Here is a 16,329-nt window from a genome sequence, read left to right as displayed (position 1 = left end):
AGCGATGAGTGTCCAATAATAAGCTGTTAAGCAGAAGTATAGTCATCACTCATTTCGGCAAGCCAAATGTGTTACGTTGCTGAGCAGTCAGTTCGGGGTATACGTAGCGCCGGAGATAGTCAGGCTGATTTTGTTTGTTGTTGATAAAAAAAGCCCAGTATTGCCGATTTTGCCGCTGATCGGGGTCGAGATGACGGTCGCCGAGCCGGACTCGGAGCAGATTGCCCGCCAACGTAACAGCGCCGAATGGTCGGTTACTACGTTTAATCTGTTCTTCTTGTCCAGTCGCTAAATCGATGATCTGCACATAATCGGTGTAAAGCGCAATGAGGTGCGTATCTGTGCGTCCATCGGGGGCGTAAAAGGCCAGGCTAGGGTTTTTCGTCAGGTCAGGCAGCGCGCCTACAAAAGGGGTATTCAGACGCAGATCGCGCAGTTCGGGCTGGTTGCCGATACGTAGCAATACGTGCGTATGACCCGATTTAACCACCTTGAACGTAGCAGGAAACCCGTCGAGCCGTTTGTTTGGCAGCGCATATCTGACCGGCTGATTGGGGTTCTGTCTGCTGGTGTAGATAAGCTGCCCTACCGATTCAAATGGCCAGAACTCATCCACATTTTTCACCGAAAGCTGGCGGATACCTCGTTGCAGGTCAAATAAGTTTATTTGCTGAGTGGCTATACTGTCGGACTGCCTATACGTAGTACCTATCAGCAGGTACTTCCCGTTTGGGGCAAATAGAACCGGGCCAGCATACTCAAAAACTTCGGGTATAACGCCAACCGGCCGCTGGTTGCCGGTCTGTAAATCCAGCAACGATACGTGCCCGGTTTCGGTCAGCAGTGACAGCTGTTTATCATCGTCAGAAAATTTAAAACTGGCCAGCTGTTTCAGGCTTGTTACCAGCGTCGAACGTAGTAAATCAAATACCCAGCTACGTCCGTCGCCATTAACAATAACGTAGTGATTCTGTGGACTAAACGTAGCCATCGTATTCGGAGACGACAACGTACTACGGGGCGCAGCCATGAGCGTTTCGTTAAAAACGCATACCTCATCCTGAGGCTGGCCCGCCAGGGCGAACAAGTGCGGCTGGCTGTAACGATCCGTGATGATAACGTAGCGGCCATCGCCCGAAAACTTTGCCGACAACGTATTCCGAACGGGCAGATCATACAACAACGCGTTTTTACCGGTTTTAAGGTTGATTATCTGGAACATATACCCCGGCTGGGACGTATCACTACGGTACACCCCCAGCGACGATCCGGCCAACAAAAACAACGCAGCTCGGGTCTGATACACCAGCGAATCGGGAGCGTTCACCCGGCGTTTCCACACAGAGAGCGTTTCATCTGGCGACAACGACGCTACGTAGTGCTGATTGGTATCGATCTGTACATCTTTTCCCGCGTAGGGCGCAAACCGGTACTCTTCGGTGTTGTCGATGGTTTCCCATAATCGGTAAGCGATTGCGTGACGGCCCTGCTCATATTCCGGCACGGCTCTCAGCTTAATCAGGCTTTTCAGGATACGTTGATTCTCAATACGTTGCTGAAGACCGTACACCAGCAGAGCCAATACCCCGAGCGAGATCAGCAAAAATAAGTACGTCAGGCGCTTGTACCGATCCTGGCCACGTTGTGCTTCGTCCAACAGCTGTTCGCGCTCAACCTGCAACTTCAATTTTTCCTGCAATTGCGCATCTTTCTCTTTTTCGAGCTTTTCGGCTTCCTCTTTGGCCTTGTACGCAATCGCTTCGGCACGTAACGCCCGCTCTTTGGCTTCGGTTTCCTGCCGAAGTTTTTCGGCCTGCTCCTTCAACGCGCGGTCTTTTCGCTGCACGTCTTCGCGGTCGGTACGTCGTTTCTGCCAAGCTTCGCGAACACGACGGGCTTTACTGACGGGGTCGATAAGCGTATCGTGCGTCAGCTCATACGTAGCGCCGAGGTGCGTGGTTTCGGAACGAATGAGCCGGGCGTCCTGCAAGTGACGTATTATCTCACGTTTGTGATCGTCGGTGAACGTAGTGCCGAGCAGCCGCATCATCTTTGGTTCCGACAACCCTACGCGCCGACCGCCCTCCACCAGTTCATTCTCCAGTACGTTGCTGGCGGCTTCAATGTCGGCTACGTCGCCGATACTGTGCAGTTGCGTCCGGTAAAACTTATCCAGAATACGCATCACCTCGCGCCGTCCCGAAACCACCTGTTGATCTACTACGTCCCGAAATTCTTCTTTGAGTCGATCTTCAACGTACTGACACACAATCTGAAGCTGTGCCCCTTCAATTTCGCAATCTTCATTGCTCAGTTCGTCCAGAATCATCTCCAGCGTCGGCGGGTGATACGTAAACGAGGGCGTGGCAAACGGGCCCGTGGGCTGCGGCAGACCAGCGGGCCGACTCATCGCATCGCGGGCGGCTTCCTGCTGCAACGGCGACAGTTCGTACCGATTGCGCAGAATGAGCGAGATGTAGAGTTTCAGACTGTGCATGTCGGCCAGCCGGTCGGCGCGGATGGCAAATACGCATTTGATAGGCGGCTGCTGGCTCCAGGCGATGGTTTCCGGCGTGCGGTTGTCCAGATCGAGCAGCCAGTTGATGACCCGCGCGGGCGCCTGATCGTGCAGCAGTTCGGCCAGTTGCGAGGCAAAATCTTTCTGCTGCTCCTGCGGGTAAGCGAAAAACTCCTCGAACTGATCAAACAGAAAGACCGGCACCTGATTATTCGGAAATGGGCGGGCCTTGATCTGTTCCCACAGCCGGGGCAAATTGGCGTCGAACAATATGGTGGGTTGCGGAGGAGTCTGCCCAAGTCGGGTGTAGGCTTCCTGAAACTCGCCGTTTAAACTGTTCAACATAACCGCAACGGGCGTAGTTGGTACGGACGTATCGCCGGTAGTTGCTTTTTCCTGCTGAAACCGCACCCGGATCGGATGGAAGTTCAGCAGCCTCATAGCGGGAACCAGCCCCGCATTCAGCAGCGAGCTTTTGCCCAGTCCCGACTTCGAAAACAGCACCACCGCCTGCTCGGCCCGCACCATCTGGAGCAGTTCGGAGGTTTCGCGCTGACGCCCGAAGAAAATAGTTTCTTCTTCAGCACGAAACGAGTTCAGACCCGGATAGCGGTCGCGGAGTGCGGAGGTGTTGTTCATGGCGCAGGAACCAGCTCGGTATAAGCAATAATCAGTTGCTCCAGAAATCCGTCGGGATTGGTTTTGGTCAGGTCTTCATCGATGAAATAGCACTTAAATTCTTCCTCGAAGAATTCCCGGTTAAACTGGTTATAGGCAACCCCCTTCGGAAATATCGAGAACGCCCGATCTTTCTGTTTGATGAGCTTCAGTACCGTCTGAAACATGATTTTCACGTACCACTGATCGAAATCAAACCCCAGAAACAGGTACGATTTTGGGTTGGCATCGGTTACGGTGAATTCATTAATCACCTGCGGGTCAAGGGCGGGATCTTTGTTTAGTACCCGATTGGTAAAATCAAGCAACTGACTCTCGGTCAGAATCATAGATGGCCGATCCTCAAACCAGCCAAAGATATTATACAGCAGGGTCTGACCCGGTTCGAGCGGGTTCGGATTGCTGCGAGCCATCCCATCGGCATTGGTTATGTTGTAATAGCGATGAACACAACGCGGTATACTTTTGCCGGGATTATTTGGGGCCGGTAAAGGCTGTTCATTGAGAACGGCAGCGAGTTCGCCGTCGGGATTGGTATTGATAACGACCCTGAATGGCAGTTTAGCCACCAGCTCGTGCAGACGCGTGTTAGGCTCGCTGCTCTTGTAAAACGACTGCGCCAGTTTACCCTGAATCCCAATGATATCGCGCACAAATTTGTCTGTTCCTGGCAGTCGGAGGTCGTTATACCGCTGGGCAATGTAAGCCAGGTTTGTCTCCGCCCGACTGTCGTAATAGACGTTATTATCGTATAACTCCTTCGCCAGCGAGCGCGCAAAGGCATGACTAAAAACGGTCAGTTTCAGCGACTCATCTTCGGGTGTAAACGGATTTTGTACGTTGCAAAGCAGCGTTCCCGGTCCCAGAAACAGCACACACTGCCCATCGGCAATGGATCGGGCCAGTTTCTGAACCCGGGTAGGCACTCCGTTGGTCAATTCATCGAGCCAAGCCCGACAGTCGGTATCATCGGCATTCTCGTTGAGTACGGTCTGCACCAGTCCCACCAGTCGGTTCTGTACTTCGGCGGCCTGAATAATGGCCTCCCAGCGGTCAAGTGCCGTACCGTCCAGACTTATATTGATCAGATTGCCGATACCCGATGCTTTGGCAATACGTTTTACATCGCCCGGCTGATCGTAGCGATTCGCCAGCGAGACTTTCAAACTAAACCGTTCACGCAGGGTCAGTGGCATGGCATTGGCTTTTTTATGAACCCGTAAACAGGCTACGGAATGGCTTCACGAACGCGCTGAATCGGAATACCTTCGTTCCGGAATACGGTCTTTTTCGACTCCGGATCGACCAGATTACCACCCGCATGGTGCAGGGCCACCACTTCCCAGACCGAGTTAAATACCGGCGATCCTGACGAACCGGGCAACGTATCGGTCAGATACTGCACCACCGAATTGTCAACGCCCGTCACTACGTTGTTATACAGCGCAATCTGTTTGGGGCCGCCCGCCGGGTGCTGTATGATATTGACAAAATCGTTTTTGGCAATGGGCGTACTGCCCAGCGGGAGCGTACCAAACTTCGATACGTCGCCTTTCACTTTCACGACGGTGTAGTCGAAGGACGTAGTAGCAGGTTTGTCAGTGCTGGTCACAAAGAACGTATCGGGGTCGAGCGGAAACTCTTCAAATGGTTCGTCGAGGCCGTCCAGCGTTTTCTGGAAATTGAACTGCACTTTGGCCTGCCGTGCGGCATCCATACTGCCGATTACGTGGTTATTCGTGACCACCAATCCGTTGGGAATCATAAAACCGCTGCCCAGGCCACGCGGTGTTACGATACGTACCACGGCGCGGGCACGTAGCAGTCCCAACTCCAGAAAGCTGATGGGCATCAGATTACTCTTTGGTCCCATCAGTTTCTCCAGCCCCTTTTCTTCGTCGGCTTTGTCGGGATTGGGTGCAATGGGTTTTGGAGCGGCAATGGAAAACTGCCCCGTTCGAAAATTGTCGAGAATACCCTTTATCACGTCATCGTCAGAACCGAGCTCGTCGGGCGACGTAACAACTTCCAGCAATCGAATAACCCGGCTCCAGTCGTTGGCTTTGGTGGCATAATCGAGAATGTTGAACCAGCGCACGGCCGAGTTTCCGTCGAAATCAATCTGAATGGTTTTAAAATCAGCTTTTTTAGCTACGGCGGTGGCACTATTTGTCGTCGGATACAGTTCGGCCAGTCGGTAATTCAACGTAGTGAGATCATTGTTCCAGTTCATTGGCAGGGAGATTTAGGTGTGTAAAAGATCGGGTTGTTCAACGCTATTTCCCCTCTGGTGCTACGTTGTCAATTCGATCGGCTACTACGTAATTATCCAGCGTTTCAATCAACCGGGCAGCTTCGTAAGCCTCACTGAACGATTGGGCAGGGGCGCGGAAAGGTGTCATCAGGTTACGGATTTACGGAGCGGATAAAATTCTTCAGCCGTTCAGAGACTTCGGGCATTGCCAAAATAGTGTTCAGAAATTCTCGCTGCTCGTCGTGGCTCAGTTCATCGGGTTGTTTTTCTTCGTTATCGAGCAGTTGCTGCAAGCGTGCCGATTGCTGAATAAGCTGCTGAATTTCAGTTTCGAACATCTTCCGTTCTTCCTCATCGTCAGGCATTGGAATCACCTCCAGCGTTACGTAGCCCACCAGCAGACGTAGCAACGGAAACGACACGGTATCGGCGGGCGTCTGTTGCAGGTGTGTTACGTTAGGAATCACCTCCAGCGCGTCAGCAGCTCTCAATACGCCAGTGCCAAAATAAAGCGTTACGTCGTCGTCGAAACCAGGAGCGATAACAGGTCGGGCCGACGTAAACAAGGCGTGACGAATGGCTTCTACGCGTTGCCAGCCGTGGGGCATGGCGGCCAGTTCGTCGTGGTAACGCAGGCAGTAGAGCGCAGCCGCAGCAGCCACCTGTGGCGTCGCCGACGACGTACCGGCACCCGCCAAACTCACTACGTTGCCGCAGCCGATTTTGGCCCAAGGTATGTTGGGCGTGAAAGCCGCAATGGCCGAATTCATGTGCCGGCGCGGACCAAAATTACCCTGCATGACCTTCAGTGGGGCATTCGGATGGTAGTAAGGCGAGCCGTCGAACGTAACACCACAGGCAGCCACCACCCGCCCAAAACGGGCTGGGTAAACCAGTGTTCGGGGCGACAATCGTCCGAAGTTGTTGCCAGCCGCTGATACTAAGAAGATACCTTTTTCGTAGGCCCGGTTTACTACGTCGGCCCAGGCGCGGGAAGCCAGTCCGCCCATACTCATGGTTACTACGTGGCAACGCGTCTCGGGGTTATCGTAAAGTGAAATGACGTAGTCGAGCGCCTGCACAAAATTCCGCGACCGAAACAGCACGACACTCTTGGCGATACGTATCGGTACAATCTGGATCTGGTTCGCCAATCCGATGGAATCATCGAATCCGTAATCATCGATTTTGATATGCTTTCCCGCCAGAATACTTAACGTACCGGTGCCATGTCCGGGCATTTGCCCAAAACCGTCGGAGCGTATGTCGACAGCACTCGTGGGGTCTTCGTCGTCAATAAAATTCCGTTCAAGATCGTGGCGAATAAGGCTATCAGGAAACGTAGCGTGGTCGGGGTCGTAGCCGGTATCCAGATGGGCGATACGCACAACGCGCCCCGGTACGTAAGGAATACTATCGCGGGCGGCTTTCAGCTGGCCATAATCGGTGCCGAGGTGCCAGATTTGTTTGTGGGGGTATCCGTTCTGCTGCGGGAACGACCAGAAATTGTCGTAGTCGTTGTTCTGGCGGCAAACTTCACCTTCAGCGTCGTCGGATTCGAGATTGAGTAGCTCGGCGTTGTAAGCCGGGTTGTCAAACACATACACGTTATCGGCATCAGGTTCAGCAAACGTAACATTGGGAAGCCGTCGGGCACGGTGGGCCTTATCCCAGTCCGTATCTGTCATCAGCGATTCAGGGTTGGCTGTTGTTTCGAGCGTAGCTTCGGCCAATAACGCAGTCGGATCGCCAGACACGATCAGGCCGTCGACGTAGTAATTCATAGCAGGAAGGTAGGTTTGGATATGATGTCAAAAGATATAGGGTTTTTAAGCAGATTAGGCGAATCATTGAGTGAAAGGTTAAGGTTTCCATAAACCGGTCAAAAACACACTATTACCTAGCTTTATAAGCATCAGAATGGCCCTTGGATGAACGAGAATCAGGGCTACATGATTTTTGTCATACTGATGGGGTATGCGTACATGATTTTCGTCATACCGACGTAGCAAGGCTCCTTCCGTATTTTGACTCTCAGATGGGGACGTATTCAGATTTTTCAGCAGAAATCCCCTGTTTTGCCAAGACGAGATCCACTATCAATATATTGAAAACCAGATATTTATACGAAGAATACTTTTAACAAAGAGTAAATTTTCTATTTCCCTAAACTAGAATACGCTCAAAAATTACCATGCTGACGATTTTCAGATTATACATACATCCTCATTTGGACATACTATTAAGTATCAAAAATTGATTTTATAGTATATATTTTTGGTACAATAATTGTCAAGTAAACATATAAGTTACTATATATAATATTTTTTAAAGCTACAGTTTAATAAACTTAATTATACATTGTTTTTATATTCATTTTTAGTCATTTCTTCCAGGAAGGCATTCTTTTTGAAAAGGAAAGGCGTATTACCAAAACCAATACGTTATCCTTCAAGTGTATGCTTATACCCACTTCCAAACGTTCCCTTTTATTTCTGTTTTTCTTTGTAGTCAGTCTGGTAACAGCGACAGCCGGTTTGGGGCAGTCGATTCGAGGTACTGTCTTTCGCGATTTTAATAGCAACGGCGTTTATGAAGCGATTACCAATCCAGCTTCTTATTCTTATGGGGAACCTGGCATTGGTGGCATCACGGTTACGGCTTACAATGCCAACGGAGTGGCTGTAGGATCAACCGTCAGCAGTACCCTTGCCGCGAATCTGGGGAGTTACAGCCTGGCCGTAGGAAATTCGAACGCCTACCGAGTGGAGTTTTCGGGCTTCTCAACCGGAGATTATGAATCATTTCGTGGAAGTGGTAGCGCTACATCGGTTCAATTCGTAAATGGTGGTAGCACAAACGTAAACTTTGGTCTAAATTACCCCGCCGATTATTGTCAATCCTTATCTCCACAAATGATAACTACCTGTTTTATAGCAGGTAATGCAGCAAACGGATCATCGGCCATTACAAGTCAGGTGGCCCTGGTTGGTACGCCTTATACGGTTGAAGATGATACCAAAACAATGACCTATTATGCCTCAATTGGGGAAATTGGGTCGGCTTGGGGCGTTGCTTATAACAAGGATAGTAAACAGCTGTTCACCGCAGCCTTTACCAAGCGCCATGTAGGGTTTTCGGCCGGTGGACCAAACGCCATTTATGTTACGTCTCCTTCATCGGCTACCAGTGGCCATACTACGTTGTTTTTTAACTTTAGCTCTGTCGGCGGCACTGCCGTTACGTCTACCACGGAAGCCCACGGCAATGACCTGCCAACGACTTCCCCCGGTTTAGCCAGTCATGACAATGCAGCTTTTGATGCAGTGGGTAAAACCAGTCTGGGGGGCATGGATATTTCGGATGACGGGAAAACGCTCTACGTTGTTAACCTGAAAAATCGAAATCTTTATACGATTGACGTAGCGACAAAAGCGGCTACTGGCGTATTGATTCCTAATCCGGGTTGCGTGACCAGCGGAACGGTAGTTAACGGTAGCTACCGGCCTTTTGCCGTCAAATATTACCGGGGAAAAATCTACATAGGCGTTGTTTGCACACGGGAAGATTTGGGAACAAGCGTAGCAGCGTATGGGCCGACCAATGGCCTGAGCGCAACCGTTTATGCCGTTGACCCAGCCGCACCTTCTACGTTCAGTACGGTACTTTCGTTTCCGCTGACTTATCAGAAAGCCGCTACCAATGCCGATAAAACCCCGGCTACTACAGCCACACAGGCACGCGCCGAATTCTGGCGCCCCTGGACATCCATCTATCAGGTCGATCGAAATGAAGGCGTGGTTAGCTATCCACAGGCGTGGTTCACCGATATTGAATTTGAGTCTGGTACGGGCGATATGCTGATTGGCATGCGCGACCGGTTCGGCGATCAGATCGGGTATAAGAACTACAAACCATTTACTACGGATACGGACTTAATTAGCGCCATTAGTCCGGGCGAAATTCTGCGAGCCCGCAAATGCAACGCGACCGACACGCAATGGACAATTGAAAGTAACGGAGCGCTTTGCGGCACGGTAACGTCGGCCTCCGCAACCCAATCGACCGTAGCCGGACCGGGTACGGGAAAATACTATTGGGGAGATCGCGTACAAGACGGCGGCAATCACGGACTGAGTTCACAGGCGGGTATAGCTCAATTAAGCGGTAGTGCCAAAGTGGCCATGACCGCCGTTGACCCAACGGAGATATTCAATACGGGCGGCATTAAACGGCTAATTAACGCTACAGGTGCAAAAGATGGCAACCCTACCGGAACCACCACCAATCCGGATGCCGGGATAGTGCTCTATACCGACAATGCCCTTGGATACGGAAAAGCAAATGGATTAGGTGATCTGGAACTCGTCTGTAATCCTGCCCCCATTCAAATCGGCAATCGAGTATGGATGGACAGGAACAACAATGGCGTACAGGACCCCACCGAGACGCCACTGGCCGGTGTACGGGTTACTCTGAGCGGCACTGGTCTGACAACGCCTGTCAGCGTAACGACCAACGCTAATGGTGAATATTATTTTTCGAATGCCAGTGGTACGTCCGCCGTCGGTTTTGTGTACAGCTTAACCGGACTCACCGCTGGCGGATCCTATTCGCTATCGTTTCCGACCAGCTACAGCACCCTGACGCTGAGCACAAAGCCCAATGCGGCCACCGGAACCAATGCCGATAACATCGATTCGGATCCCAACAGCACAGGTCTGATCACGTTTACACTAGGGCAAAGCGGTCAAAATAATTTTTCCTTCGATGCCGCATACAGTTCGGCGGCTTTAGCTATAACAGCCACAGCAGGCACCTGTGATCCTGCAACCAACAGCTACGCAGTGACGGGGACAGTTAGTTTTACGAATGTTCCGGACGGCACAGTTACCCTTACCGACGGTGTCGTCAGTACTACGTTGGCAGTAGCAGCCAGCACAACTTCCGTTACGTATTCACTGAGCGGGTTGGTCTCGGGAACAGGAACGCATACGGTTACAGCCAGCTATTCCGGCACGTCCACCACACCGGCCAGCGCTACGTACGCAGCCCCGCCTTCCTGCTCTGTCGGAGTGGGAATTACGGCTACCCCAGGGCTTTGCCAAACGGCCACTAATGGTTACACCCTCACGGGCATGATCAGTCTGACCAACGCGATTGCTGGTACGGCTACTATTCAGGATGGGACGCTATCTACGACCGTTTCTGTAGGGGCCAGTGCTACGTCTGTTACGTACTCACTAACTGGTTTGGTGAGTGGAACCGGCTCCCACACCGTCACCGTTACGTATGCTTCTAAAACCGCCAGTGCTACGTATGCAGCGCCAACTTCCTGCTCGGTAGCGCCCTGTTCGTTGACGGTATCGGCGATAGCGGGTCAATGTAACCCCGCGACCAATACGTTCTCCAACACAGTCGTTGTGAATGTGACAAACGTTTCTAATGGCATACTGACCGTAACCGATGGTGCGCAAAGCCTCACCTTTGCAACTACTTCCGCTAGTCTGGGTTCATACACCGCTACGTTCAACAGCCTTGTCGCTAACGGAAGCCCCCATACGGTCATCGCCAGTCTGCCCGGGTGCTCAACAGTAAGCACCACATACACGGCGCCGGCCTCCTGCTCAGTGGCTCCTATTTGTTCCTTATCGGCTGCGGCCATGGCGGGCAACTGTTCTACAGCTACCAATACGTATTCCGCCACGGCGGTTGTGCAATTGACCAACCCGACCGCCGGTACGTTAACCATCACTAACGGCGGACAGAGTGCAACATTCGTGACTACCTCGGTTAGCAGCGCTACCTACACAGCTGTCTTCAACAATCTGATTTCGGATGGATCCAGCCATACCGTACTGGCCAGTTTACCAGGTTGCTCAACAGTAAGCACTACGTATTCAGCGCCAGCTTCGTGTACAGTCGGAGTGTCTGTTACGGCTACTCCAGGGCTTTGTCAGAGCGCTACCAACGGCTACACCCTCACCGGCACAATCAGTCTAAATAACGCTGTTGCGGGAGTGGCTACCATCCAGGACGGGGCGCTGTCTACGACCGTATCGGTAGGCGCCAGTGCTACGTCTGTTACGTACTTGCTAACCGGTTTGGTGAGTGGAACCGGCTCCCATACTGTTATCGTTACGTACGCTTCTAAAACGACATCTGCTACATACAGCGCTCCGGCTTCGTGTACAATAGGGGCCGCCGTAACAGCCAACCCAGGAGTATGTAAAACGGCTACGAATAACTATGCCGTTATGGGTACGCTGAGTCTGACCAACGCCGTTGCCGGTGTGGCTACTATTCAGGATGGTGCCGTATCAACTACCGTGTTAGTGGGTGATGGCGCTACGTCGGTCGCCTATTCGCTGAGTGGTTTGGCGAGCGGAACCGGCTCGCATACCGTAACTGTTACGTACGCTTCCACGACAGCTTCTGCTACGTATACTGCGCCATTATCCTGTTCTGTGGCGCCTATTTGCAGTCTGTCGGCCATTGTTAGGTCAGGATCGTGTAATTCAGCAACGAATACGTATTCCGCCACGGCTGTAGTAACTTTACAAAATTCAGTAGCTGGCATATTGACGATTGCGCAGGGGGCACAAAGCGTAAACCTGACTACTACGTTGGCCACGGGCGTGAGTAGCTATACCGCGGTTTTGACGAATCTGCCCGCCGATGGAGCCAGTCATAACGTAATGGTTAACTTACCCGGTTGCGGTGGTACGACTGCTACGTATTCGGCACCGGCTTCCTGTACAACCGCCACGCTTGAACTCGAAAAATTCGTCAACAAATCCAAAGCCCGCGTTGGGGAGCTGCTATCTTATACCGTCGTACTGACGAACACAGGCAATACGGCCGCCAGTAACGTAGTGGTTAAGGATTCGATGAGTGTTGGGCTTCGATACGTAGCAAATTCCGCCAGTGCCCCCGCCAGTACTACGTTCTCTCCGGGCAGTCCAGTGAGTATCTGGACAATCGCATCCATTGGAGCGGGGCAGAGCTTGTCGCTCATCCTGCAGGGCATTGCCGATAGTACGGGAATTCTGCATAATACGTCCTCGATACCCGGCGACACAGCAGCGGTTTGCACCTCAATACCGGCCCGTGTCTGCGCCGATGAAGTATTCGAATACCGACTCACTGCCCCACTTGGACGTAGTCATTATCAGTGGTATAAAGATGGGCAACCCATTCCGGGTGCTACCACTAACGTACTGAGCGTTACGTCGACTGGCGCTTATACGCTGGCCGTCAACAATCAGAATGGTCAGTGTCCGGATTTCAGTTGCTGTCCGTTCATTATTGAAGAGGACTCCATCCCTCATTATCGGGCGGCAGCCCTTCCTGCTACGTGTGTAGGCAACGTTACGCAGCCAAATGGTCGAATCGTACTGAGCGATTTTCAGGCCAGCTACACGTATCAGTATTCGCTGGGCAGTAGTTTCACCAGTTCATTGTCGGGTGCGCCACAACCGATTCCAACCAATGGCGTACTTGTCAGTAATCTGGCCAATCCTATATCGGCACAGGCGTATACAGTCAGGGTGTTTAATCAGGCGGGCTGTTACACAGATGTAACCGTATTACTTCAGCCGACGGTTTGCGGTTGTCCAGCCGATATTTGTGTACCGTTTGTTCTGAAGCAAACCAAACGGGCTAAACGCATCGGCGACTCAATTCGGTAGATAAGACCGTTACATTGCCGCCGTTTCATAGAACAAGGAGGCCGGATGAATGAACGAATTAGCTGACTCGTTCATTCATCCGGCCTCCTTGTTCTATATACGTTAAAACTGTTTATGATTTTTCTTTGTCGCAAACCTTAATATTCCCGGTCAGTTTCAGGAAAAGCATAGTTTATAAACCACTACGTTCAACGGACAATGGAGCTAACAGAACGCGAAAAATCAATCCTGAATCTAATCGCTCGGGGTTATACGACTACTGAAATCGCCAAGTTGATACATCTTTCAACTCGTACTGTAGGTGGTCACGAGGCTAATCTGTTCAAGAAATTTCAGGTTTCTAACCGGGCCGATCTGACCCGGTGTGCGAAAAGAATATTTCCCTAAAAAGAAGCAAAAACGCTTGTTACTCCTTTTTGTCGGGCCAGATCTTGTCCACTTGTTTACGAAAAATAATGAACAAGATCACCAACACAGTCCCGCCTATAAACTTACCAGCCTCCGATTGGTCGCCATTCCATTGATATATTTTCCAATCGTTAGTGTACAACGCAACGGAAATATAGCCAACTAATAAACTGAAAATGATTATCAGAACGATAGCTTTCATTCCTAAGAAACGTCTTTTCTGCTAATCTGTTCAGACGTAGCGAAGCCATTTTATCTCTGGATGAGCCGCTTTGTAAGGCCCGTACCATCGACACAAAGGATACAACACCAGCACCAGCCCGACCCACACTACGTATACCAGCCCGAGCAATATACCCGCGCCATCGGGTCGCCCAAAATTCATTGGTCCACTAGGAATATCGGCCAGTGAATAACCCTGGAGCAAGCTCATGCCAATCATCGACAGATGAACGAGATACCAGTGAATAACGTAGTAAAACATCGGCACTTTTCCGTAAACAGTCAGCCAGCGCGTAAACGCATTACTGGCACCATCGGCTGCCCACAAAACCAGAAACATGAACCCCAGCATCACCAAATCGTATTGCAGCGAGGGTGGGTATTTCGTTACCCGAATGAACGACAAAAACGTAAACAAACCATCTTTCTGAGCGCTCCAGGGAGCCGGATCACCATATATATTGAGGAAACGCAGCACCAGAAACAAAGCCAGCGATCCCAGCCCAATACGTAGCAACAAAGGTCTACGTAGTGCCAATGGCCTCTCCATCAACGACCCAACCGCATATCCAACCAGCATAATTCCCAACCACGGAATCAGCGGATAACCCACCAATAAGGCAAATCTATTCCCTACTGGAAAGAAATCGGTTCGGAAAAATAATGCCCACGTTAGTCGGGCTGCGGGGTTGGAAAACGTCGGTATAAACTGCAACAGGTTGTGTACGAATACGATAATTAACCCAATCAGACCAATAGTTCTAATGGGCAATTTCGCCAGAAATGACAGTATAATTAATCCGCCCCCAATGGCATAAATAACCTGTAACATCAGCGAGTGGAACTGAATATCGAACCAGAAGGCGAAGTTGATAATCGTCAGCTCAAGCACTAACAGCACAACGCCACGTTTACGCAAAAACCGCCTGGCCGACTCGTCGTTACGTTTCCTGAGCGACAAATAGGCCGACGTCCCCGACAGAAAGACAAACGTTGGGGCGCATAAATGCGTAACCCAACGCGTCATGAAAATGGCGGGCGTGGTGTTTGCCAGATTGGTGGGATCCTGGGTTAAGGCCGATATATGCAGCAGGTCACGAACGTGGTCTAACGCCATGATAATCATGACCAGACCGCGCGTGATGTCAATAGTATCGATTCGATTCAGACTGTTAAACCCGCGTGACGTAGTACTGCTTATTTCTTCTTGTACTGACATGTGGTGTTGTCCGATTTAACGTAGTAGGATTTATAATTCGATGCTTTCGGATCAGTGCATCCTTTCAGCTCCAGAATTTCAATCTGCTTAAAATCAATGGGATGACTTTCGGCCTGTAGCGCAATATATCCTTCCTTCAATGGTGTGTTTGCCCGGCTAATCCAGTAATTGGCGGCTTCGGTACTGAAATGGCCAGAGTTCCAATCGCTTTCGCGGCTGACAAAGCCCCCTCCTACCTGCGGTTTTTCATAGGTCAGTACCGTATCGCCGTTGATGACATGGTGAATGATTGAGTCGCCTAACACAATAGCCTCAGCTTCAACCCATTGATCGCCGTCGTACGTTTTTGAATCCGAATCGGTGCAGTGTTCGGGACGAAGTTTACCGTTCATGTATACCTGCGTGCCGGGCGTACAAAGATTCCCGGTAGCGCGTGGGCCTTTACCCAATCCGCCCAGCAGTTGCATTTCCAGCGAAACCGGAAACGTTTGATCCAACGACAAACTTGCCGCCGACTGCGAATGCACCATGATACCGCTGTTTCTGACGTTCCAGCTATCTCCTCCGGGTGTCTGATTTCCTAGAAAACGATATGTATACCGAATCCGGTAATACGAAAACGGCTTTTTGTAGTAAATGTGACCGTATTTACCTTCAAATGTTTTATACTGATCGTAAGCGATACGTAAGACGCCATCTTCAACGCGAAACGTATTCTTGTAGTTATTATTTAAGGGTAATCCAGCAATTTTAATATCCCAACCGCTCAAATCTTTCCCATTGAACAACGATACCCACTCCTGACGATCGGCGGCTTTCTGTGCAAATACTACCGAACTCATTAACAACGTAGCAAGGACTATAAACAACGTTTTTTTCATGGAAAGACTGAAATAAGGAATAGTAAGATACCAAATGTGAATAAAAGCGGATTTGAACGCTACGTTACCGTATCAGTACGTGTAAAACGCTACGTGCTCCCGCAGCCAGGCCACGGGAGCACGTAATCAAACTTTTGTTCGGGCAGCACTACGTTTATAGGGAAACCAATCCTGATTTCACGGCCCAAAGAGCCAGACCAACGCGGCTCTTAACGGCTAATCGATCAAAAAGTGCTTCCCGGTAGCCGTCGACGGTACGTGGACTTACACACATTCTGTCTGCAATCTGAACGTAAGTCAGTTCAGAGCAAGCTAACTGGATAAAATGACGTTCTCGCTGATTCAGGTGAACGCCACAGGGGCTGGTTGTAGTGGATTTTGTATTCATGGGACGGGTTGGTGGATTAGTCACCGGTTTCGGCGATTAATAACCAACAAGTAAGTTCCATAAATAACAT

At 50.7% G+C, this 16,329-nt stretch carries 10 protein-coding genes; 2 read left to right on the top strand and 8 right to left on the bottom strand.

Going from position 1 to position 16,329, the window contains the following annotated elements; genetic code table 11:
* Nucleotides 1–49 precede the first annotated feature (49 nt).
* Genes ACYVF1_RS08745 through ACYVF1_RS08725 form a run of 5 tightly spaced genes read right to left on the bottom strand, consistent with a single transcriptional unit; the run spans nucleotide 50 to nucleotide 7,234 of the window.
* Nucleotides 50–3,157, bottom strand: a complete 3,108-nt coding sequence (locus ACYVF1_RS08745; protein WP_461077636.1) for a WD40 repeat domain-containing protein — start codon at nucleotides 3,155–3,157, stop codon at nucleotides 50–52.
* Complete coding sequence (locus tag ACYVF1_RS08740) at nucleotides 3,154–4,392, bottom strand: SIR2 family protein (RefSeq protein ID WP_461077634.1); 1,239 nt, start codon at nucleotides 4,390–4,392, stop codon at nucleotides 3,154–3,156. Before ACYVF1_RS08740 ends, ACYVF1_RS08745 begins: the two co-directional genes overlap by 4 nt.
* A gap of 32 nt (nucleotides 4,393–4,424) precedes the next feature.
* Nucleotides 4,425–5,429 (bottom strand): trypsin-like serine peptidase, encoded by a 1,005-nt coding sequence (locus ACYVF1_RS08735; protein WP_461077632.1) that lies wholly within the window; start codon nucleotides 5,427–5,429, stop codon nucleotides 4,425–4,427.
* Nucleotides 5,430–5,472: 43 nt separating this feature from the next.
* Entirely contained in the window at nucleotides 5,473–5,598 is a 126-nt protein-coding gene (locus ACYVF1_RS08730; protein WP_461077630.1) for a hypothetical protein, read from the bottom strand.
* A 4-nt stretch (nucleotides 5,599–5,602) separates the two neighbouring features.
* A complete protein-coding gene (locus tag ACYVF1_RS08725; protein ID WP_461077628.1) occupies nucleotides 5,603–7,234 on the bottom strand; it encodes a S8/S53 family peptidase in 1,632 nt (543 codons plus the stop codon).
* 675 nt (nucleotides 7,235–7,909) lie between these two features.
* Here ACYVF1_RS08725 and ACYVF1_RS08720 point away from each other — a divergent pair.
* Together ACYVF1_RS08720 and ACYVF1_RS08715 are read left to right on the top strand one after the other, a co-directional pair.
* Nucleotides 7,910–13,141, top strand: a complete 5,232-nt coding sequence (locus ACYVF1_RS08720) for an SdrD B-like domain-containing protein (RefSeq protein ID WP_461077626.1) — start codon at nucleotides 7,910–7,912, stop codon at nucleotides 13,139–13,141.
* Nucleotides 13,142–13,339: 198 nt separating this feature from the next.
* Entirely contained in the window at nucleotides 13,340–13,528 is a 189-nt protein-coding gene (locus ACYVF1_RS08715) for a response regulator transcription factor (protein WP_461077624.1), read from the top strand.
* Between the two features lie 253 nt (nucleotides 13,529–13,781).
* Here the strand turns inward: ACYVF1_RS08715 and ACYVF1_RS08710 are convergent, their stop codons facing one another.
* The 3 genes from ACYVF1_RS08710 to ACYVF1_RS08700 form a co-directional block, all read right to left on the bottom strand.
* On the bottom strand, nucleotides 13,782–14,990 hold the full coding sequence (locus ACYVF1_RS08710; RefSeq protein WP_461077622.1) for a DUF1624 domain-containing protein: 1,209 nt from the start codon (nucleotides 14,988–14,990) through the stop codon (nucleotides 13,782–13,784).
* A complete protein-coding gene (locus ACYVF1_RS08705; protein WP_461077620.1) occupies nucleotides 14,969–15,871 on the bottom strand; it encodes a 3-keto-disaccharide hydrolase in 903 nt (300 codons plus the stop codon). Before ACYVF1_RS08705 ends, ACYVF1_RS08710 begins: the two co-directional genes overlap by 22 nt.
* 154 nt (nucleotides 15,872–16,025) lie before the next feature.
* The gene (locus ACYVF1_RS08700; protein ID WP_461077618.1) at nucleotides 16,026–16,259 is read right to left on the bottom strand and encodes a response regulator transcription factor; all 234 of its coding nucleotides are present in this window, start codon (nucleotides 16,257–16,259) and stop codon (nucleotides 16,026–16,028) included.
* Nucleotides 16,260–16,329: the final 70 nt, after the last annotated feature.

Source organism: Spirosoma flavus (assembly GCF_054778555.1).
This window is presented reverse-complemented; position numbering and strand designations above follow the sequence as displayed.